A 20,882-nucleotide genomic window follows, 5' to 3' on the forward strand; every position below is an offset into this window, starting at 1 on the left:
CGTCAGCGCCCGGTCGGCGGTGAGTCGGCAAGCAGCGGCGGCCCGCCGTGACCGGGCAGGCCCCGGTCGACCGGGATCGGCTCCTCGACCGCACCGTCGGCGGTGACGCCCTGACCGCGGGTCTGCCCGGCCAGTCGCTCGTAGTAGGCCGACACCGCGGCGAGCGCGTCACCGACGGCGGCGAGCAGCGTGCCTCCCGCCTGCGCGACGACGTCGGCCTCGTGGGTCTCGAAGGCCCGGATGCCCCGTAGCACAGCGGTTTTCAGGTCGCTGAGCAGTTGGACGTCGGCGTGTGCGTACGTGCGGCACAGCGCCGTGACCCGGCGCGGGTCGTCGCCGGTCAGCAGCAGTTCCTTGACGGCGGTCACGGAGTTGCGCACCAGCGTGACGTCCGGCCGGGCCGCCATCGCGGCGAGCTGGGTGTCGAACTGGCGGATGTCCTGCTGCGGGTCGCAGAAGCCGACGGTGTGCTGCCACAGGGTGCGCAGGTCGTCGTGCAGCAGCCCGTCGAGGTAGCTGACCAGGAACCGGCGGTGGCCCTCGATGACGTACTGCGCCTTGAAGGGCGTCAGGTCGCGTGGGTCTTCGCCCATGGTGGTGACCGAGGCGGTGAAGCCGTAGTCGGCGGTGAGCGCGTTGCGCATGGCGACGAGCATGTAAAGGAACCGAACCCAGGTCCGGAACAGTTCCTCCAGCGGCAGCGAGCGCAGGCCGTGCTCGGTGAGGACCACGCCCCAGCGGGCGCCGAACTGCAGCCGGCGCAGGTGGCCGATCTGGTACATCGACAGCTGGGAGTCGATCTCGGCGTGCGCGTGGTGCAGCACCTTGCGGTATGCCGCGGTCGCGTCCATGCCGACGTAGTTGCGGACGATGTGCGGGCCGCCGATGTGCAGGTGGATGAACTCGCTGACGTCGATCACGGCGCCGCCGATCGCCATCCAGTAGCCCGCATCCGGGGTGTCGTGCTGCGCCAGGTCCGAGATCTCGATACGGGGGGTCTGCTGGGCATGGCCGAGATAGGTGGTGAAGACGTCCTGGGCGAGGCGCCCGTCAGCCACCAGCTGGCGCAGGAACTCGCGGCCGTCGCCGGGCACGACGCCGGTAAGCGCCTGGAGCACGGCGACGGAGAAGCGGGAACTGCCGCAGACGTAGACGAACGCGCCGCGGCCGCCGTCCTCGACGGGCCGCAGCAGCTCCCAGAGGGCGTCGGCTTCGGCGCGGATCACGTCGTCGACCCGGCGCCGCTGCCCGGCGCCGACGACATGGCGCCCGCCGTCGAACCGGATCGCGGCGTCGGCGCGGGAGAACGCGACGGACAGGTTCAGCCGGCCCGCGGCGGCCGCCGCATCCAGCTCGGGGTGTTCGACGAACTCGTCCGGTGTCCGGATGCCCAGGTAGAGCCGGTTCTCGCCGGGCCCGGTGCGGGCCGCGACGAACCCGAGGAACGGGGCGATCCCGGAGCCGGCGGCGAACATCACGACAGGTCGGGCCGGGTCGGCCGGCAGCCGGAACCGTGGCGTGGCCACGATCTGCAGGGAGACCCGTTGCCGGCCGTCGAGGCCGGCCCGGCGCAGGAAATACGATGCCGCGCCCTGCCGCTTGCGCGGGTACGACCACGGCGTGCGGGCGGAGGTGTAGTCGAGACCGGCGACGACCAGTTTCAGGGTGCTCGCCGGTGCGCCGGGCGGCGGAGCCGACGCGATCGAGTACAGCCGGAACGGCTCGGGCGCGACGACCGCGCAGAAGGCGTCGCTGTCGCCCGGGTCGGCCTTCCACAGCCGGGTGACGTCATATCCGCCGGCGTACAGCAGGTTCAGCACGTCCCACAGTTCCCACTGGTCCTCCATGCGGGCGTCGACGACCCGCTGCCACGCGCCGACGGCGGTGAGGCTGGCCAGGCGTTTTGCCACCTCCCGGCCGATCGGGCGGAGCTGGGCGAAGCGCAGCAGCGTCCGCAGCGGCAGGACGTCGACCTCGCCGTAGCCCTCCCGGCAGGCCACCGCCGCCCGCCAGCGCGGGGTGAGCGGGACCAGCTCGTCGCCGGTGGCCTGCAGCGCGGCGACCGTGCGGCGCACCAGGTCGTCCTCGTGCTCGGCGAGCACGCCGACCCGGTCACCGGGCAGGTGGTGCACGCCCTGGCCGGTGACGTCGACGTCCAGGTAGCAGGTCCAGGCGCCGGACTCGCCGGTGACGACCCGGCCCCGGCGCGCGGTCCCGAACACCACGGGCGCGCCGACCGGGGGGCGGCGTTCCTCGCGGACGACGGCCAGTTCCCCGTCGACCTTGTCCCAGGTCCGGTCCTTGAACAGGCCGGTGAACCGGGCGCCGGTGGTGACCTGCCGGCCGACCTTGAACGCCACTTCCAGGAAGCCGTACGCCTTGATGCGGTGCAGGCCCATCCAGCCGCGGTCACCGACGTAGGCGTCGAGCATGGCGTTGTAGACGCCACGCAGGGCGCTGCTGCGGGTGTCCTCGACATACCGGCGCACCGACACCTCGCGCAGCGCCGCGACCAGTTCCTGCCAGTGCCGGGGGAAGTAGCCGGCGAGGTAGGTGCTCTGCTGCCCGACCAGTGAGCCGAAGTCCCTGCGTTCGAGGAACGCGTCCAGCGCGTGGATCTGAGGTTGGGCGGTGCCGCTCGGGCTGGGCGCGCCGTCGAAGATCGGCACTCCGGCGGTGCCGACCGTCTTGGCCCACAGCACCTGGTCGAGTGGATGCCGACCGCGGGGGTTGGGATCGATCTGGGGATAGATGGCCTGGGTGACGTGCTGCAGCTGGTCGAGGATCACCAGCAGGGCGCCTTCCAGGGCGGCCGGGTCGTCGGCGACCACGGCCTCCTGGGCGTCGAGCATGGCGCCGAGCACCGGCGTCAGCCCCATCGCGAACTCGGTGGTGACCAGGTAAAACACCCGCTCGGCGGCGTTGTTCCAGGTCGGCACGAGCAGGTCCATGTTGTCCAGCGCCCGGGGGCCGGCCGGGTCGCGCAGGCGCCAGTTGTAGAAGAACAGGTCGATGTACGACACGGCCGGGGTCTGCTTGCCCAGCCGGCGCGAGACGGTGGTCCACGGTCGCAGCAGCGAGTCGGGCAGCGCGGCCGGCGGGTCGATCGCCATGTACTGGTAGGCGTGGGCGAACACGCCGAGCAGGGTCGAGGCGCGCAGCAGGTACCGGTCGGGCAGCGCCTCGGCTCTGGCGTCGAGGACTGGCATCGCGTCGAACGCCCGGCGCAGGGTGAGCCGCCGGAACAGCTCGGGTAGCCGGTCGGTCATCTCGTCCCAGGCGCGGTGCGAGTCCGGGAAGGCCAGCAGCGGCGGCTGCGCGGGCAGGAACCCGTGCGCGAGCGACAGGAATCCGTCGAGTTCGTGGCCGACCTGCCGGTTATGCGCCTCTGCGGCCGCCACGACACGTCGCGCGGCGACGTCAGGCGGGGTGTCGGGCCGGTGGACGGTCAGGTGGGACTCGTCGACCAGCATCGTCGCGTTGGGGTCGAGGAACATCCACGTCAGGTCGAACCGGCCGATCCGTATCCGATCCCCGGGAACGAGCGCCTGGCGGCGGGTCAACCGCTGGTCGTTGACGTAGGTGCCGTTCGTGCTGCCCAGATCGGTGAGCACGAGATAGTCGCCGACCATCTCCAGCCGGGCGTGCCGCCGGGAGACGCTGACGTCGTCGAGGGCCACCGCGGCCAGGCCACTGTACCGGCCGAGGGTGACCGGCAGCGCGCACACCTGCTCGCTGGTCGCCTGGGTGTGCCGATCGGTCAGGACCAGCCGGAGCTCAGGAATGGTAGATCACCGCTCGGCACAGGTCGGCGCGGGACAGCGTGCCCACGAGCTTGCCGTCGTCGACGACGGGCAGCCGACGGATCCCGCGGTCGATCATGACGATCGCCGCTCGGGCGAGTTCGTCGGTCGAGGCGACGGTCGCCGCGTCGCGGACGACGAGGGGATCGACGGGACGGTCGGCCAGCGTGCGACCCCGCTCCAGGAAGATCCGGAACGCGTCGGCGAGGGTGCCGCCGCCGGCGGTGACGTCGTCGAAGCCGGGCAGCATCGCCCGCACCAGGTCCTCTTCAGACAGTGAGCCGACGAACCGGCCTTCGTGGTCCAGCACCATCAGCTGGCCGACCTCCGACACGCTGACCACCTCAGCCGCCCGGCGAATGGTGGCGCCGAGCCGTATGTACGCCGGGAACGCTGTCATCACGTCGCTGACCCGCACGCCACCTCCCAGTCCGATCTGCGGTCGTCCTGCGCCGTCTGTGCCACACCTGGCCACGCGAATCCGGCACGAGAAGGGATCTGGACTCGATTGCCGCCGGTCCGGCCGGCCAGCGGAGTGATCGGCCGACACCGATCGATTTTATCCAGACCCGTGACCGGCGATGATCCGATGATCGGGGGACGCCGCAGTCCGTTAGTCCGACGTCGGCGACGTTGCCCTGATCCGGGTACAGGTGGGCGGCCGCGCCCGCGGTACCGAGTCGGAAACTTGATCCCGGCCCGCCCGGGACATGGTTCCCGCAGGCAACCAAAAGTTTCCGATATTATCCGCCCATCGGATCGGCTGGGCTGATCCCGGCTGTGATGTACGGCACTGAAGGTTTACCGAAGGTTCGTATCCTCGACCGCATCAGTAGGGCATGAAGTTCGACAGTGAAACGGCCGAGGCCGAGTGGATGTACCTGTACGGGAAGAATGCGCCGGCGGCGCTCGACGCGACGGTCGATCGCCTGCGTAGCGGCGTCGTCTTCCACATGCGTAACGACCCGATCGACTACTGGAGCCAGGCAGTCGGCTTCACCGAACCGGCCACCGCCGACCTGCTCGACGAGATCATGGCCTACTACCGGGGGCAGAATGCTCAGACGTTCACCGTGAACTTCGCCCCCGACCTGCTCCCGCCTGATTTCGCGGAGCTGGCCGCGGCACGGGGCCTGGTCGAGACGGGGACCAAGATGAAGCTTGGCGGCGAGGCGGCCGGTGTGAAAAGCGCCGTGACCGACCTCCGGATCGACCAGGTCACCGCCGCTGACGCCGCGGAGTTCGGCGAGGTGGTCGCGACCGGATTCAGCACGCCGGGCACACCCCTGTCGGGGATGATCGCGTCGGCGGTCACCGCACCGAACTCCCAGGCGTTCGCGGCATGGGACGGTGACACCATGGTGGCCGGCGGGGTTCTGCTGGTCCACGGCGATGTCGGGGCCCTGCACTCGGGCAGCACCCTGCCGGCGTACCGCAACCGCCGCGCCCAGTCGGCGTTGATCGCGGCGCGCGCCGAGGCGGCACGCAAGGCCGGATGCCGGTGGGTCATCACGGAGACCGCCAGCCCCGGGCCCGACCGGCCGAACAGCTCGTTCAACAACATGCGACGCGCCGGGCTGGACGTGCTCTATCCGCGTGCGATCTGGCGGTGGACCTCGGGAAACTGACGTAGCCGGCAAGAGCTTTTCCATGGCGGTGGCTGGCAGGAAGTTTTCCACGGGCGGTATCGGCTCGGGGTCCACGGCCTTCCCGGGCGGTCGAGGTCTGACTTTCCCGGCAGCAGCGGTTGCCGCCCTGACGTTCTGCGACGTCGTCGGCCACCACGCGATCACGCCGATCTCGTTGACGCCCGCAAAGCTTTCTGCCAGCCGGTCGAACAGGCCAAGCCCCACCCATACGATGCCGTCTTTCCTGCGGACAGGATGACGCGCTCCTTGGCCATGATGCCGGCCGCGAGGTCCCATCGACTGATCGCCACGATCAAGAAAGATAGAAGGTCCGTCTTGACGAAGTCTTCGTCCGACGCGGGGGCTGACCCGGTATGACCGTGGCGCTCGAAAAGCCGCCGGCCGGGCCGGACGCGGAGGGTTCGCTGCGCCTGCAGGTCCTGGGTCCATTGCGGCTATGGCGTGGCGACGCCGAAGTCGACCCGGGTCCACGCCAGCAGGCGTCGATGCTCGCTCTGCTGCTGGCCCGGGTGGGGCAGCCGATCAGCAAGGCCCAGCTGATCGACCTGCTCTGGGACCACAGTCCGCCGGCCAGCGCACTCAACGTGATCCACAAGTACGTGGGCGCGCTGCGCAGGCTGCTCGAACCCGACCTGTCTCCCCGCGACAGCGGTTCCTACCTGCGGCGACGCGGCGACGGCTACCTGTTCGTGGGCGTGAACAGCGGACTTGACCTGGTCGCCTTCCGTGAGCTCGTCCAAGCGGCCGGAACCGCCCTGGCCGAAAACCAGGATTCCCGGGCGCTCGACCGGTTCGTCGAGGCTCTCGCGCTCTGGCACGGCCCCGCCGGTCACGGTTTGAGTTTCGGTTTCAAGGCGGCGCCGGTCTTCCTGCCGTTGAACAACGAGTTCTTCGAGGCCTGCGTCGCCACCGCGGAACTGGCGGTGCGGCTGGAGCAGCCGGAGCGGGTGCTGCCGGCACTGCAACTCGCGGTATCGATGGCGCCGCTGAACGAAGGGCTGCACACGATGCTCATCGTCAGCCTCGGTGCTGCCGGGCTTCGAGGCGAGGCGCTGGAGGTGTTCCGGTCGGTCCGCATCCGTCTCGCCGAGGAACTGGGCATCGACCCCGGTCCGGCGTTATGGGCCGCGCAGCGACAGGTGCTGGCGGACAGTCTCGAGCCGATGGCCGGCATCGACACTTACGCCGCGGCACCCGCATCCGGCCTGATCGGCCGTGTGAGCGAACTCGGGGTGCTGCGCGACGCCGTACGGGCGGCGCTCGACGGGAAGACGGCAGTCGTGATCGTCGAGGGGGAACCCGGCATCGGCAAGACCCGCCTGCTCAAGGAGATGGCCGCCGACGCGGATGCCGCGGGCGCATCGGTCCTCTGGGGCACATGCCTCGAGGACGAGGGAACACCGTCGATGTGGCCCTGGGTGACGATAGTCGGTGGACTCATCAACGGCCTGCCCCGGGAGTCGCAGGCCACCTGGCTCGTCGGTGAGCTCGGCCGGTTCGTGCGGCCGGCCGATGATCTCGGGGCGTTGCCCGCGCCGTTCGACAACGCCGCTCGCTTCCGCCTGTTCGACCAGGTCGCCGCCCTCGTTGCGGAAGTGGCCGCGAACCGGCCGGTGGTCCTCACCTTCGATGATCTCCAATGGGCCGATATGGGCTCCCTGCAATTGTTCGGTCATCTGTCGACGCGGCTGCCCCACGGTGCGGTGCTCGTCGGCGCCCTGCGCGATCGCGCCCCGGCGCCGGGCGCCGATCTGTCGCGGACCCTTGCCTCGGTGAGCCGCGCACCCGGTCACCACCGGGTCCTTCTCGGTTCGCTGAACGAGGCCGAGGTGGCCGAACTCGTCCGCCAGGAGACCGGCAAGGAGCCCGGCCCCGCCGCCGCGCACAGCATCCACGCGCGGACCGCCGGCAACCCGTTCTTCGTCCAGGAACTGTCTCGCCTACTCACCGACCAGGGTGCCATCACCGCTGCGTCGGTCCTCGGGTCTGCGGTTCCTGCCACCGTCCGTGACGTCGTCCGCAGCCGGACGGCCGGCCTCGGCGACGAGGCGAAAGAGCTGCTCGAGATTGCCGCCCTGGTGGGCCGGGAAGTCGGCGTGTGCCTACTTGCGCATGCGGCTGCCGTCGATGTCCAGACATGCCTCGACCGGATCGAGCCCGTGATGGCGCTCGGCATGCTCGAACCAGCCCCCGGAGACCCGTTCTCGCTGCGTTTTCCGCACGACCTGGTTCGCGAATCGGTTACCGAGTTCCTGTCGCCGCGACTGGCGGCCGGCCTGCACCTTCGCATCGCGGACGTGCTGGAGACCGCTGAGGCCGACCCGGATTCGATCGTCGAACGCCTCGCCCATCACCTGTGGGCCGCGGGCCCGCTCGCGGACCCGGCGCGAACCGCGAGCGCGCTGCTGCACGCCGCGCGTCGCGCGGAGGCCAAGTCCGCACTCGAGGCCTCCGAGCGGCAGTTGCGCTCGGCCGTGCAGGTGGCACGCACCTTCGGGCTGGCGCAGCTTGAGCTGTCGGCCGTGTCGCTGCTGTCAACGGTCTTCTGGCGGCTGGCGGGGTTCGGCGAGTCATACACGGGGCTGCTGAAGCGGGCGGAGCAACTGGCACGCGGTCTCGGACAGGAGGCCGAGGCCGCCGACTTCCTGTTCATGCGCATCGTCGCCGCCTTCACCCAGCACCAGCCGGAAGCCGAGCTGCTGATCCGGCGGCTGATCGACGAAGGTCAGGTCTCCACTGATCCGATCCCTCGGGCATATGCCCGGCAGATCAGCGGTCTGATGCAGTTCGAACTGGGCGATGCGGCCGCGGCGCTGCGCTGCATGGGCGAGGACGACTGGACCGCCCGCGACGACGCCCGATGGCGCCGGGACAACCCCTTGCGACGTGACCTGCGGATGTTCGCGCCCATGTTTCGAGGGGTGATGCTGTCGGTGGCCGGCGATGTCGAGGCCGCTCGCGCGGTGCTCGACACGGTGGAGGACGCCGCGGGCGACGACCCGTACCCGATCGCGGTGTGGGCTCACTGGGCTGCCGACGCCGCGCAATGGGCGGGAGACCCGTGGTGGTGCCTGCGGATCACGCAGCGGTGGCGGGCCGCGGATCCCCACCACTTCTTCGTCAACGTCGACGCCTACCTGCGGGTGAGCCATTGCTGGGCGCGGGCGCTGACCGGCGACGACCCGGCCGGCGCCGCCGCCGAGGCCGAGCAGGTTGTGGCCACCATGATGATGGAACCGCCGTTGTACGGCGCAACCCAGTACTACAGCCTGGTCGCCGAGATGTTCCTGGCCGCCGGGATGCCCGACCGGGCAGCCATCGCTCTCGACGGGGCCGATCGCTTCGCCGAGGTCAACGGAGAGCGATTCGCTGAGAGCCTGCGACTGTTGATCCGGGCGAAGATGCTGCACGCCCGGGGTGAGCCGGTGAGGGTCGTCCGGGCGGCGGCGGAGAAGGCCAGGGTTATTTCCACCGAACATGGGGCATATGTGATCACTCGCCGCGTTGATGAGCTGATCGGCAACTTCCAGGCGAAAGCGTGATTAATATCGTTGTTGACGGCTTGTTCCTCGCTGGTTCCTGCGGGACAGCCGTCGATCCACAAAAATTCTTGTTGATCACCCTTGAATACATCTCGACCTGAAGTCAGGTCGCGGGACGAATGTCCCTAAAGGGAAAGGAACCACAAGGATGCCAACCATCACCACCCCGGACGGTGTGGAGATCTTCTACAAGGATTGGGGCTCCGGCCAGCCGATCGTCTTCAGCCACGGATGGCCGTTGTCGGCCGACGACTGGGACGCTCAGATGATCTACTTCCTGCACCAGGGATACCGTGTGATCGCCCACGACCGCCGTGGGCACGGGCGGTCGGGCCAGCCCGGCACCGGCAACGACATGGAGCACTGGGTCGCGGACCTGGCCGCGCTGACCGCACACCTCGACCTGCGCGACGCCGTGCACATCGGGCACTCCACCGGCGGCGCCGAAGTGGCCAGTTACGTCGCGCGCCACCAGGACCGTGTGGCCAAGGCCGTGCTCGTCGCCTCGCCCACGCCGAACATGCTGAAGAGCGCCGACAACCCCGCCGGTCAGCCGCGCGAGTGGTTCGACGCGGTCCAGGCCGGGATCGTGGGCAACCGCTCGGAGTTCTTCCGGGACGTCCCGACCGGCCCGTTCTACGGCTTCAACCGGCCGGGAGCGACCCCGTCCGAGGCGGTGATCGCGAACTGGTGGCGTCAGGGCATGGCCGGCGGCATCCAGGCCCACTACGAGACCGTGTACACCTGGCTGCAGGACTACACCGGGGACCTGGAGAAGATCACGGTGCCGGTCCTGGTGATGCACGGCGAAGACGACCAGATCGTTCCGTTCGCCAGCGCAGTGCCGCGCGCGGTCGAACACCTCAAGAACGGGACTCTGAAGACCTACCCGGGCTACCCGCACGGCATGCTCACCACGCACGCTGACGTGCTCAACCCGGATCTGCTCGCCTTCATCCAGTCCTGATAAACTGACGTCGGCGACGCGGGAATCCCGCGTCGCCGACGTTGTGCGTTCCGAAGCGCAATCCTCGGCAGCCCATCGTGGTCGGACTGGTTCTGGTTGCCGCCAGGCGCCACACGAAGATCGTCCTTTACCGGGCACCACGACTGCGGTCCGACCGGTCAGGGCCTGCACCCGGTCGCGGATTCCGCAGCGCGGCGCACATGGTCGAGAAACGCCCCACGACGGCCCCGCCGCACGTCGCGAAGGCTGCCGCCGCCGTCAGCTACGTGCTCACCCGGGCGCGTGCTTACGACCAACAACGGGAGCAGCTGGCTCGACCCACGCCTTCCCAGGCGTCCGAGAAGCACCCGATCCACGACCTGCCACGGAGACCCGTGCGCAGATGCGCCGTCGGCCGACACCTTCGTCCGGCGGCGCAAACCGTTCACCTGGCCGATAGCGTTGGAAAGTGATGTTGCTCTTCCCGAATTCTTTGACCGCCGACGAGACGGCCCAGTTGGTCCGGGAGGCCCAGCAGGGTCACACGGAGAGCTTCACCCTGGTGCTGCGGATCCACTACGCGGGCATGCTGGCCGTCGCACACCGGATACTCGGGCACGGACCCGACGCCGAGGACGCCTGTCAAGACGCGGCCATCATGGCAATGGCCCGGATCGGCGAGCTGCGAGACCCGGCGGCTGTACGGTCGTGGCTGCACACCATCGTGCGCAACATCTGCATCAATGTGTTGCGCTCCCGTCGCCCGGTGCCGGTCGGCGTCGCCGGCGAGAACGAGCCGGCGCCCGAGACCGACGACCCGGTGGCATCGATCGAGCGCGCCGCGCAGCGTGACTGGATCTGGCAAGGTCTGCAACGGCTGACGCCGGCAACCCAGGCAGTGACGATGCTCCGTTACTTCACCGACAACAACACCTACGAGCAGATCGCGACCTTGTGCGGCATCCCGGTCGGCACGGTCGCCAGCCGGCTCAGCGAAGCACGGCGGCAGCTCGCCGGCATCCTGCCCGACATCCGAGACGAACGACATGACGCCATCGACGCACTCACCGCCGAGCGGCGCGCGGAGGCGAGCACGATCCTGACCGCGGTCCCGGACTGCATCCCGGTCAGCAAGGTGGCCGGGCGCTGGGCGGACGATGTGAGGATGTACTGGCCCAGCGGCCGGATCACCATCGGCCTGCCGGCACTGTTCGCCACGATCCAGGTCAACTACGACGACGGCGTCACCGCGCGGCTCACCGGCCTGGTGGCCGGACACGGAACGACGATCTGGGAGAACGCCTTCGTCAACCCGTCCCATGACCCCACGCACTGCCCACCTCAGGCAACATGGTTGCTCCGCGAAAAAGACGCCAAGATCTACGAAGTTCGTCTGATATACACCGGCAACAAAGATCTACGTCGTGGTGAAAGCCAGGATTCCGCGGACCACGCGACCCGCGGATGACCGTGCGTGAGGAGCTCTTTGCGGCGGTCCGCGGGAGAGCTGCCGACCAGCTGGCCGAGGCAGGCATCGAACGCCTCGGCCAGCTCCGTACCGACCAGGTGACCCGTCAGCCGGTCTGGCCCGGCCTGCGCAGCACGACGATGCGTCCGAGCGGACTGGCCACGAGGCGTACGGTCTCGAAGCCTGCCTTCTCGGCTTCGGCAGCCAACTCCTCGGCGGTACGCGCGAACGGGACGCCCCAGCCGTCGAAGACCAGCCGCCGCAACACGAAACCCGGCCGGTCGGCATCGTCGCTCGGCTCGCGTTCCATCTCTTGCACGATCAACACGCCGCCCGGCCTCAGCGCCCGCCGGATCGACCGCAACGCGGCCGCGCGCGTGTCCACCGGAAAGAACGGCTGCGCCCAGAAGGCCGCGTCGAACGCCTCCGCCTCATCGAAATCGCGCACGTCCAGCGCAAGGACCTGGAACCGGTCGTCGATGCCGAGTGCGGCCGCCCGCCGCTGAGCCACCGCGGCCACCTCGGGCACGAGTTCGAGGCCGGTCGCGCGCATCCCGGGAAGCATCGTCGCCGCGGTCAGCGTGGCCCCGGCGACGCCGCAGCCGACGTCGAGCAGCCGGCCTTCGCGTACGGCCGAGGCGAACTCCGGAACCGCCTCGAGCAGCTTGCGGTAGAGCTCGCGGCCACCCGGCCCGGGACGCCACACCGACCCCTCGGCGACGGCCAGCGCCTCCGCGCCGGTCGGCGGCGGCGGCCCGGCGGGATCGACGGCGTGGCTCAGGACCACATCGAGCGCGGCGGCGTGCGCGACGACGTCCGACAGGGCGTACAGGCCGTCGTCGAGTACCAGCTCAGCGACGGCCGGCTCCAGGCGGATCACGGTGTCCTCGCGGATCACCAGGCCGAAGGCCTCGAGGGCGGCCAGAACATGGGCGACGCGTGCTGGGCCGACGCCGGCGAAGCCGGTCAACTCGGCCTCCGTCCGCGGCTGCGTCAGGTAGGTGGTCCAGCCGCGGTCGTGCACCGCCTTGAGCAGGGTGATCGCGCCGGCGCCCTGGGCCCAGCCGGTCAGCCTGCGGCGAGCGCGGCCGGCCAGTTCGTTGCGGGCTTCGGGCGTCGTTGGTTCGGTCTTCATGGGCCGAACCTACGAGCACGCGGTGAAGCGATTGTGAAGCAGGTTGTTTATCGAGCGAGGTGCCCGCTGATACACGCGGCGTGGTGCGACTGCCGTGGCTCCCGCGCTACGAGCCGGGGGCCCGAAAAGTCTCGGAGATCTTCCTCTCAACGTCGCGGTGAATTTTCTCGCCGTGGCGACCGTCTTGATCCCTGAAAGCAACACATCGCGTAGTAACGAGGAGTCCGATGTCTGTGTCTCGTAAGGTCGTCGTGCCGGCGGCCACTGCGGCCGCCGCTGTTGTCGTGACGTTGGTCGGTGTGGCCCTGCTGAAGACGGAGGACCCCCAGCCGGCCGGCGTGATCTCTCCCGTGGCGTCTGCCGCGCCGACGACACCCACGCCCGCGGCGACCAGCCCGTCGGCTACAGCTGCCCGACCCACGACGCCCACCACCAAGCCGGCGACGGTCCGGCCCGCGACGCCGCAACGCCTGGGTGCGGTGATCAGCACGGGGATGGATTGCAGCCCGATCAGTGAATGGGTGATCTACGGCGTGCCGGTCCACCTGGCGACCGCCCCCGGTACGACGTTCGGTTTTGCCCTGGGTGAGCGGCACAACGACGGCCGCATCGAGGAATACATCGTCATCAACGAGTACCAGGGTTCGGACAAGGCTGCCGGCTTCCACCTGCTGCAGGGCCCGCTGATGCTGGAGGGGGACCTGGTGCAGCCGGCGTTCGGTTACTACGTCGGCACTCCGGCCAGGATCACCGCGGAGTTCGACGGCAAGACCATTACCGCGCACACCGCGAGGTGGAGCGACAACCTGGACGTCACCGTGTACTGGTTCGACCCGAAGGCGAGCGGACACGGTGTCGTGTCGGGTCTGAGCGCCTACGACGACCAGGGCAAGCCGATGGTCAGCGGTCACGTCGAGGTCGTCGGCCACTGACATGTGCCGATCACATCGGCCGGACGTCACGAGGTAAGGGTGGAGTATGGCGCGCGGTGACGACGAGTTCGTCGAGTTCGCCCGAGCGAATCAGGCCCGCCTGCAACAGGCGGCGTACCTGCTCACCGGCGATCGGGACCAGGCCGAGGACGCGGCACAGGGTGTCAACTGTTGTTCTCGTTTGCTAAGCGTGACTGCGTTCTGGTTGGTTGTGGTGGCGGTCTTGCTGTGGGGATGCCAGGGGCTGGTTCGGGTGGCGGTGGTGTCGGGGGTGTGTCCTAGGCTCGTCACCGTCGGGATTGGCCGGGGTGGGGGTGTGGTGATGGCGGTCGGGCAGCTCACCGCGACAGCGACCTGCGCGGCGATGTCGGCGACGGTCGAAGCCGACGGCCGGCGGGTCGGTGAGCGGATCCTGGCCGCGCGGGTCGGCTGGCTGGCCCACCTGGTCGGGCAGATGGCCGGGCAGATCGTGGCCGGGCACTGGACCGGAACGGATTTGGCGATTCTGGCTGCTGGTGTCGGTCCGGACGGGCGGGCGCTGCCGGTCAAGGGCTGGATGGCGTTGCGGCGGCTGGGCTGGGCAGCGCCTGTGCCCGATGGGGTGTATGCCAGCGACCGGGTGCGCCGGTGCGCCCAGGAGCAAGCCGCCCGCGCCCTGCGCCTGGGCGTGTACCGGCGCGAGGTCCTGCACGCGATCGTCGCCACATTGCCCGCCGACGGCAGACGCGACGACGCCGACTGGCAGGCGCTGCGTGAGCTCCTACCGGCCGGGGTGACCGGCGCGGTGGTCGCCAACCGCACCCGGCAGGTCCGCGCCTACCAGCACGCCCAAGGCCGACTTCCCGGTGACCTGACCGAGCTGGAGGCCGCCCCGGCGGTCGCGGCGCAGGTCCTGCTGGCCGCCGCCGACAAACAGTTGGCCGCCATCGGCCGCGACGGGCCGGGCCGGGCGCTGCTGCGGGTGCAGCTGCCACTGACGGCCCGTCCGGCGTCAGCGGCGGACTGGGCCTGGCACGCCCTGCCCATAACCCTGCCTGCGCACGTTGCCGAGCACGCCAGGCTGTGCGCCCCGACGCTGCGCGTCGTCGGGCACCGAGTACGCGTCGACCTGCCCCACCGTGCTCCGGCCACCACCGCGCCAGTACGCGGGCACCGGGTCGCCCTCGGCCTGGACTGGGGCGTCAACACACTGCTGACCGGCACCGCAGGGCGGCTCACCGACACCGGCCGGGTCGTCACCGATGGACGGATGCTTCGCTACGACGCCACCGCCGTCTCCGCCCAACTCCACCGCCTGCGCCAGCACCGCGAACACCTCGCCGCCAAACGCGACCACCACACCACCCTGACCACCGGACTGCCCGACGACGACCCGCGCGCCAGGCATCTGACAGTGCTGGCCGCACGCGCCACCGCCGAGCACGGACAGGTCTGCGCCCGCATCCGCCACCTCAACAAAACCCTCGCCTGGTCCGCCGGCCGCTGGGCCGTGGACCAAGCGGTCGCGCTGCACGCCGGCGTCATCTACGTCGAGGATCTGGCCACGCTGGCGGCCCGCGGCCGGCGCAAAGGCAACGCCCGCCTGTCCGGACAGGTCCGCGGGCAGGTCGTCGACGCGATCGTGCACCTGGCCGCCAAAGCCGGGATCGCGGTCGTGACCGTGCCCGCCCGCGGCACCAGCCGCTACTGCCCCCGCTGCGGACAAGGACACACCGAACTGACCCACACCCCCGCACCCGACCGGGCCGGTGAGCGAGGTTGGAAGTGGGCGATCTGCGGCCGCTGCAACCTGTCGACCGACCGCGACCACGCCGCGGCCATGCGCATCACCGCCCGCGGCCTACTCGCCCAGCACCACGTCCGCACCGACCGCACCACCGGCCGGCACCGGATCACCACCGTGGTCGAAGGCAACGTCGCGACCGTACGACGCCCCGCCACAACCATCACCACACCGGGGCGCAAACTGCGTCCTACCCCGAAACGACCCACGGTCGGCAAGCTTTCCCACCGTGTGCCCGACCGGCGCACGGCCCCCGCCCCACCTTCGGGTGGCCAGCGTCCGGCGGGGCAGGCACCCAAGAACCACCACCAGACGGTGGCGGCGTCAGGACCTGCACACGATCACCTGAAACCCAGACACCATCGGACTGGCTTCCACCACGTCCACGCCACCCCCGTCATCACCCTCACCGGCGACTACGGACCCGGCACGACACGGCCACGCCCACACCCGAAACGCCCGAAACACACAGGCAAACACAGGTAATCAGAGACGCTTCGTCCCGCGTTCGTTCGACTTGGGCGCGGTGATGACGGCCGGTACGAGGATGCGTCGACGGCGGCGCATCCTCGCCTCGGTGCCCGCTGCGGCGGTCCTCGCCGCAGCGGCATTCGGAGCCGCACAGCTGCAGACCGGCGGGGGACAGCCGACCAGCCCGCCGCCGGCCAGCACACCGCTGTCGACGGCGCCACGACCGCCGTCGTCACCGTCCACGCTGCCGGCTGCCGTGAACGGCCGCATCGGCGACATCATCGACACCGGTGTGCCCGCCACGGCCGGCAGGCGCTGGGTGCTGTACTTCATTCCCTACGCCTGGACCGGCAGTCCTGGCACCACGTTCGCCATCGGTATCGGTGAACGCGCCGCCGACGGAACGATCACCGACAGCGGCGTGCAGCTCGGCGACACGAAGGGCGCCGACCGCGCCGCCGGCTTCCACACCTTGCAGGCCCCGATGGAGTACGACGGCATGATGCAGCCCGCTTTCGGCTACTACGTCGGGAGGCCGGCGACGATCACCGCGAGGTTCGACGGCCGGACCGTACGGGCGCGTACCGCGACATGGAGCGCTGACCCGATGGTGACCGCCTTCTGGTTCGAGCCTGCCGACGGCGCCACGGGCGTCATGACCACGCCGAGCGCGCTTGATGCCGACGGCACACCGATGCCGGTCGGACACGGCGAGATCTATGAGAACTGAGCCGGCCCCGCTCGTCTCGTTTGCGGCAGCACTCAACGGGCGCCCAGCACCGCGATCTAGGCATTTTCGCCAGAACCGAAATTCACGACATGGGTCGGGCACAGTGATCGCACCTTCGTCGAGCAGGGCAGGGCGAGTCAATCCGGTGTGCGTAGCGTGTCCAGGTCTGCCCGTTCAGGACTGCTCGTCGATCGCTGGTCTGAACATGGGATCGTTGACGCGTGCCTGTTGACCGTTTCGGTACCTCTGCCCGGCTTGGTGCGCCACCCGCCGAGGTCTTCGAGTTTCTGATGGATCCGCGCAGCTATGTCGAGCTGGCGCCGTTGATTGTCGCCGTACGAGACATCCAGGCGGATGGCGACTCGGTCCGGTACGTGTCCGTGGAACGTTTCCGGTTCGGTCCGTTCCACTGGGACAACCCGATCAAGGTGACGATGACGCCCACGGCGTCGAGCCACACGCTGAGGAGTTCGGTGAAGTCGCCGGGTGGGGTTCGGCTCGAGGCCACCCTGAGCCTGGTGCCCTCCGGCAAGGACGGCTCCGAGGTGACGGAGACGGTCGAGTTGCACTCGCCGTGGTTCATGCGTTCTTTCGTGCTACGCAAGGCTCGTGAGGGTCAGGACGGCCGCGTCGCCAATTTGGCTGCCCGCTTTGGCGTCTCCTCGTAAGCGGTCGGCATGACCGCGCGTCGTCTTGAGGGCCAGGACCGCACGGTCCTGGCCCTCAAGCGGCACGGCGATTCCGTCGACTGACTCCGAAGAGGACGATCGGCGGCTTGACGGCGAATGCCGAAGCCTGAGCCGACGCGGGCCGGCGGAACGGCGACAACACCAGCGACCGGCCGACGTCGGCCCGGCACCCGGCCCGCCAGTGGCCAGGACGCTGCCGCCTGACAGTACGATCACGGGCCGAACGTCAGTGTGATCCAGGTCTCGAGTCGGCGATCGAATTTTCGTATGCCGGGGTTCGTCCTCTTGCTGTCACCCGAAGGTGACGGGAGGAGGCGCTGTGATCATCGGAGGCTGTGGCTGCGTCGGTCGGTACCTTGATCAACAGCGGGCAGCTGATGTCGACGGGCGGGCACCCGGTGCGGTGGCGACCGGATGCGGACCTCGACGCAGGTACTGCTCTGCCGATGAAGTCGCCGCCCTGCCGGTTCGCGGTGGGCAGGTGCCGGTCCGGCGATGCGATCAGGGGCACGTGCCTTGTCCCGAGCTCAGACCAACTTCATTCCGCAAGGGTGAGCAGACGGCACCGGTGCCGGATCCGCCACCCACGACAGACCCGATGTGCCCGCGTCCGCTACCGACGCCCAGGCTCCGCGTCCAGCACCGACCATGCGCTCGCGCCATCCCGCTGCAGCGGGAACGCGGCCCGGTCTGCGCTGACAGCCGTGGCCTGCGTGATCAGGTGCGGACCGGGCCACGATGAGAGGTACGAGAATGGTTGAGATCTTCTACGACGACGACGCGGACTTGTCCGTCATCCAGGGCCGCAAGGTGGCGGTGATCGGGTACGGCAGCCAGGGTCACGCCCATGCGCTGTCGCTGCGCGACTCGGGTGTCGACGTGCGTGTCGGCCTCAAGGAGGGCTCGAAGAGCCGCGCCAAGGCGCAGGAGCAGGGCCTGCGCGTGGTCACGCCGGCGCAGGCGGCGGCCGAGGCCGACGTCATCATGATCCTCGCGCCGGACACCGCGCAGCGTTTCATCTACGCCGAGTCGATCGCTCCGAACCTGACCGCGGGCAAGGCGCTGTTCTTCGGTCACGGGTTCAACATCCGCTACGGCCTGATCACTCCGCCCGCGGACGTGGACGTGGCCATGGTCGCCCCGAAGGGGCCCGGCCACCTGGTGCGCCGCCAGTACGTCGACGGCAAGGGCGTGCCCTGCCTCATCGCGATCGAGCAGGACCCGACCGGCGGCGCGCAGGCCCTCGCCCTGTCCTACGCCAAGGCGATCGGTGGCGGCCGGGCCGGCGTCATCAAGACCACGTTCAAGGAGGAGACCGAGACCGACCTGTTCGGTGAGCAGGCCGTCCTGGCCGGAGGCGTCACATCCCTCATCCAGACGGGGTTCGAGGTGCTGACCGAGGCCGGGTACGCGCCCGAGGTGGCGTACTTCGAGTGCCTGCACGAGCTGAAGCTGATCGTGGACCTGATGTACGAGGGCGGCATCGCCCGCATGCGCTACAGCATCTCGGACACCGCCGAGTACGGTGACGTCACCCGCGGCCCGCGCGTCATCGACAGCTGGGTCAAGGAGGAGATGCGGCGTATCCTCGGCGAGATCCAGAACGGCGAGTTCGCCCGCGAGTGGGTCGCCGAGGACGACAACGGCCGCCCCAACTTCACCAAGCTGCAGGAGCAGGGCGCGGTTCACCCGATCGAGGAGACCGGCGCCAAGCTGCGGGCCATGATGAGCTGGGTCGACCGGCCGATCACCGAGACCGCGTAGCAGGTCAGCGGGGCTGATCCGCCCTGAGGGCAGGGTCATGCGAATCGGGCTCGGTGTGTCGTGCGGACACGAGGCAGGGCCTTCGGGTACGGCTGTGGTTGCGAATCCATGCCAGACCGAAGGTCCTGTCGTGTCCTCTCGCCTCGTCGGTGGCCCGGTCGCTGCCGCAGCCCGGCTCGCGGCGCAGTACACCCACCTCTCAATGACGGCAGGAGAAGTCATGTCCACGAAGACACTGCACATCCCGACTGCGGATGGCCGAGCCGACGCTTTCGCGGCTTTCCCCGACGCCGGCGGCCGAAGCCCAGGAGTGCTGATGTACCCGGGCGGCTTCGGCGTGCGGCCCGTGCTCCGGCAGATGGCCAGTGAACTGGCCGAGCACGGGTATTACGTGCTCATCCCAAATATCTTCCATCGGCACGGCGCAGACCCGGTGATCAAGATTCCCGAGTACATCGGCAACGAGGCCCGGCCCACGATCGTTGCCCAGATCATGCCCATGATCGAGGCGCACACCGCAGAGCGGACCCTGAGCGACGCCGACGACTATCTCGGATTTCTGGCCACCCGACCCGAGGTCAGCGCCGGACCGGTCGCGGTGGTCGGCTACTGCATCGGCGGCCTCATGGCGGTACGCACCGCTGCGGCCCACCCCGACCGGGTCGCGGCTGTCGCCGGATTCCACGCCCCCGTCGGCGCCGACGGGCTGGGCGTCCTGGCCGAGCTCACCGCCCCACTGCACTTCGGCCACGCCGAGGAGGACATGACCCATGAGGCGCTCGGCGAGCTCAATGAGACCCTGGATGCCACGGGCGTCAGCTACACCTCCGAGATCTACCCCGGCACCCTCCACGGCTTCACCATGTCCGACACCGATGCATTCAACCCCGCCGGGTTGCGACGTCACTGGGAGCGCCTGCTGCCCCTGCTCGGCAACGCCCTGCCCACCGGCTGATCGTTCGAACGGAGCCCGCAGACCTGCGTCCAGGACGGTGAGGCAGGTCTCGTGCAGCGCCCGTGGCCGGCGCGGCGGAATTTCTGCCCAGGATCATCGAATTTTCGCGTGCGGGCCGACGTCCCTTGGGCATGAACGTACATTCCATCCATGATCTGGCTCCGCAGCTCGCCGCTAACCGCCGCTACTGGTGCGGCTGGGCCGGAAGCCAGCCCGACACCGATCTGCCGAGCTACCGCACCGACATCGAACACCCGCTGCTCAACGGAGTCCTCCGGGTCCGCAACCAGCCGCTGGACGAAGCAATCGACGCGGCCACCAAGCAGTTGGCCGGGTCGGTTTGGAGCTGGTGGGTCGGCGCGGACAGCGACGAGGGCACGGCCGAGGGCCTGCTCGCCCGCGGAGCCGAGCAGCTCACCAGCATGCCGGTCATGGCCATCGACGTGACCGCCATCACCGATGTGGAACCGCCGGCCGACCTGAAGATCCGCACCGTTGCCGACGCGGCGGAGATGCGACGGTACGTGCAGGCCTATGCGGCTCCGCTGGGGATCCCGGCAGGCGAGATCGACGCGGTTGTCGATCGCGAGATGAACTTCGCCTATCTGGACGTCGTGCGGCTCGCCGGCATCGTCGATGGCAAGACCGTCGGCACCTGCACCATCTCCCTCGCCAACGATGTCGGCGCTCTTTACTGCATCGCCACCGACCCGGCATACCGTCGGCGCGGCATCGCGACCGCCCTCACCCGGGACGCGTTGCGGATCATCCGGGAGTCGGGCCGACGCGTCGCCACGCTGCAGGCGACCGATGAAGGCGAGCCGGTGTATGCGGGCATCGGCTTCGAAACGGTAGGACGCTACCGCCTCTTCACGTTCGCGAAGTAGCCGACGGCATCGCCCCCAGCAGGCGTCCACGCCGGCACCGCGCCGCTAGCAGGTCTTTCACGCGGCGCGGCGTCGGTGTGGACGCCGCATTTGACACACGCGCACGATCCGCAGCCGCCTGATCCGGT

General features: G+C 69.4%; 14 protein-coding genes. 11 read left to right on the forward strand and 3 right to left on the reverse strand.

The window, feature by feature from the left end; all coding sequences use genetic code 11:
• Window positions 1-2 precede the first annotated feature (2 nt).
• Complete coding sequence (locus HAV39_RS23605) at window positions 3-3,728, reverse strand: FHA domain-containing protein (RefSeq protein WP_191841339.1); 3,726 nt, start codon at window positions 3,726-3,728, stop codon at window positions 3-5.
• A gap of 49 nt (window positions 3,729-3,777) precedes the next feature.
• Window positions 3,778-4,221 carry a CBS domain-containing protein gene (locus tag HAV39_RS23610; protein ID WP_191841340.1) on the reverse strand — a complete coding sequence of 148 codons (444 nt, stop codon included), beginning with the start codon at window positions 4,219-4,221 and terminating at the stop codon, window positions 3,778-3,780.
• Between the two features lie 421 nt (window positions 4,222-4,642).
• Between HAV39_RS23610 and HAV39_RS23615 the strand changes: the two genes are divergently transcribed.
• The 4 genes from HAV39_RS23615 (at window position 4,643) to HAV39_RS23630 (ending at window position 11,408) form a co-directional block, all read left to right on the forward strand.
• Window positions 4,643-5,431 (forward strand): GNAT family N-acetyltransferase, encoded by a 789-nt coding sequence (locus tag HAV39_RS23615; RefSeq protein ID WP_191841341.1) that lies wholly within the window; start codon window positions 4,643-4,645, stop codon window positions 5,429-5,431.
• 374 nt (window positions 5,432-5,805) lie between these two features.
• Entirely contained in the window at window positions 5,806-8,994 is a 3,189-nt protein-coding gene (locus tag HAV39_RS23620; RefSeq protein ID WP_191841342.1) for an ATP-binding protein, read from the forward strand.
• 148 nt (window positions 8,995-9,142) lie between these two features.
• Entirely contained in the window at window positions 9,143-9,961 is an 819-nt protein-coding gene (locus HAV39_RS23625) for an alpha/beta fold hydrolase (RefSeq protein ID WP_191841343.1), read from the forward strand.
• Window positions 9,962-10,412: 451 nt separating this feature from the next.
• A complete protein-coding gene (locus HAV39_RS23630; RefSeq protein WP_239121025.1) occupies window positions 10,413-11,408 on the forward strand; it encodes an RNA polymerase sigma factor in 996 nt (331 codons plus the stop codon).
• 106 nt (window positions 11,409-11,514) lie between these two features.
• Here the strand turns inward: HAV39_RS23630 and HAV39_RS23635 are convergent, their stop codons facing one another.
• Complete coding sequence (locus HAV39_RS23635) at window positions 11,515-12,543, reverse strand: SAM-dependent methyltransferase (RefSeq protein WP_191841345.1); 1,029 nt, start codon at window positions 12,541-12,543, stop codon at window positions 11,515-11,517.
• A 227-nt stretch (window positions 12,544-12,770) separates the two neighbouring features.
• Here HAV39_RS23635 and HAV39_RS23640 point away from each other — a divergent pair, with 227 nt between their 5' ends.
• From HAV39_RS23640 to HAV39_RS23670, 7 genes are all read left to right on the forward strand, one after another.
• Window positions 12,771-13,475: a hypothetical protein gene (locus HAV39_RS23640; RefSeq protein ID WP_191841346.1), complete on the forward strand. Its 705-nt coding sequence runs from the start codon at window positions 12,771-12,773 to the stop codon at window positions 13,473-13,475.
• Between the two features lie 322 nt (window positions 13,476-13,797).
• Entirely contained in the window at window positions 13,798-15,744 is a 1,947-nt protein-coding gene (locus HAV39_RS23645) for a zinc ribbon domain-containing protein (protein WP_191841347.1), read from the forward strand.
• Window positions 15,745-15,835: 91 nt separating this feature from the next.
• A complete protein-coding gene (locus tag HAV39_RS23650; protein ID WP_191841348.1) occupies window positions 15,836-16,459 on the forward strand; it encodes a hypothetical protein in 624 nt (207 codons plus the stop codon).
• 221 nt (window positions 16,460-16,680) lie between these two features.
• The gene (locus tag HAV39_RS23655; RefSeq protein WP_191841349.1) at window positions 16,681-17,127 is read left to right on the forward strand and encodes an SRPBCC family protein; all 447 of its coding nucleotides are present in this window, start codon (window positions 16,681-16,683) and stop codon (window positions 17,125-17,127) included.
• 774 nt (window positions 17,128-17,901) lie between these two features.
• The gene (ilvC, locus tag HAV39_RS23660) at window positions 17,902-18,912 is read left to right on the forward strand and encodes a ketol-acid reductoisomerase (protein ID WP_191841350.1); all 1,011 of its coding nucleotides are present in this window, start codon (window positions 17,902-17,904) and stop codon (window positions 18,910-18,912) included.
• A 220-nt stretch (window positions 18,913-19,132) separates the two neighbouring features.
• A complete protein-coding gene (locus HAV39_RS23665) occupies window positions 19,133-19,867 on the forward strand; it encodes a dienelactone hydrolase family protein (RefSeq protein ID WP_191841351.1) in 735 nt (244 codons plus the stop codon).
• Between the two features lie 62 nt (window positions 19,868-19,929).
• Window positions 19,930-20,754 carry a GNAT family N-acetyltransferase gene (locus tag HAV39_RS23670; protein WP_191841352.1) on the forward strand — a complete coding sequence of 275 codons (825 nt, stop codon included), beginning with the start codon at window positions 19,930-19,932 and terminating at the stop codon, window positions 20,752-20,754.
• Window positions 20,755-20,882 lie beyond the last annotated feature (128 nt).

The organism is Catellatospora chokoriensis (genome assembly GCF_011297315.1).
In the GTDB taxonomy this organism is placed as follows: domain Bacteria; phylum Actinomycetota; class Actinomycetes; order Mycobacteriales; family Micromonosporaceae; genus Catellatospora; species Catellatospora citrea.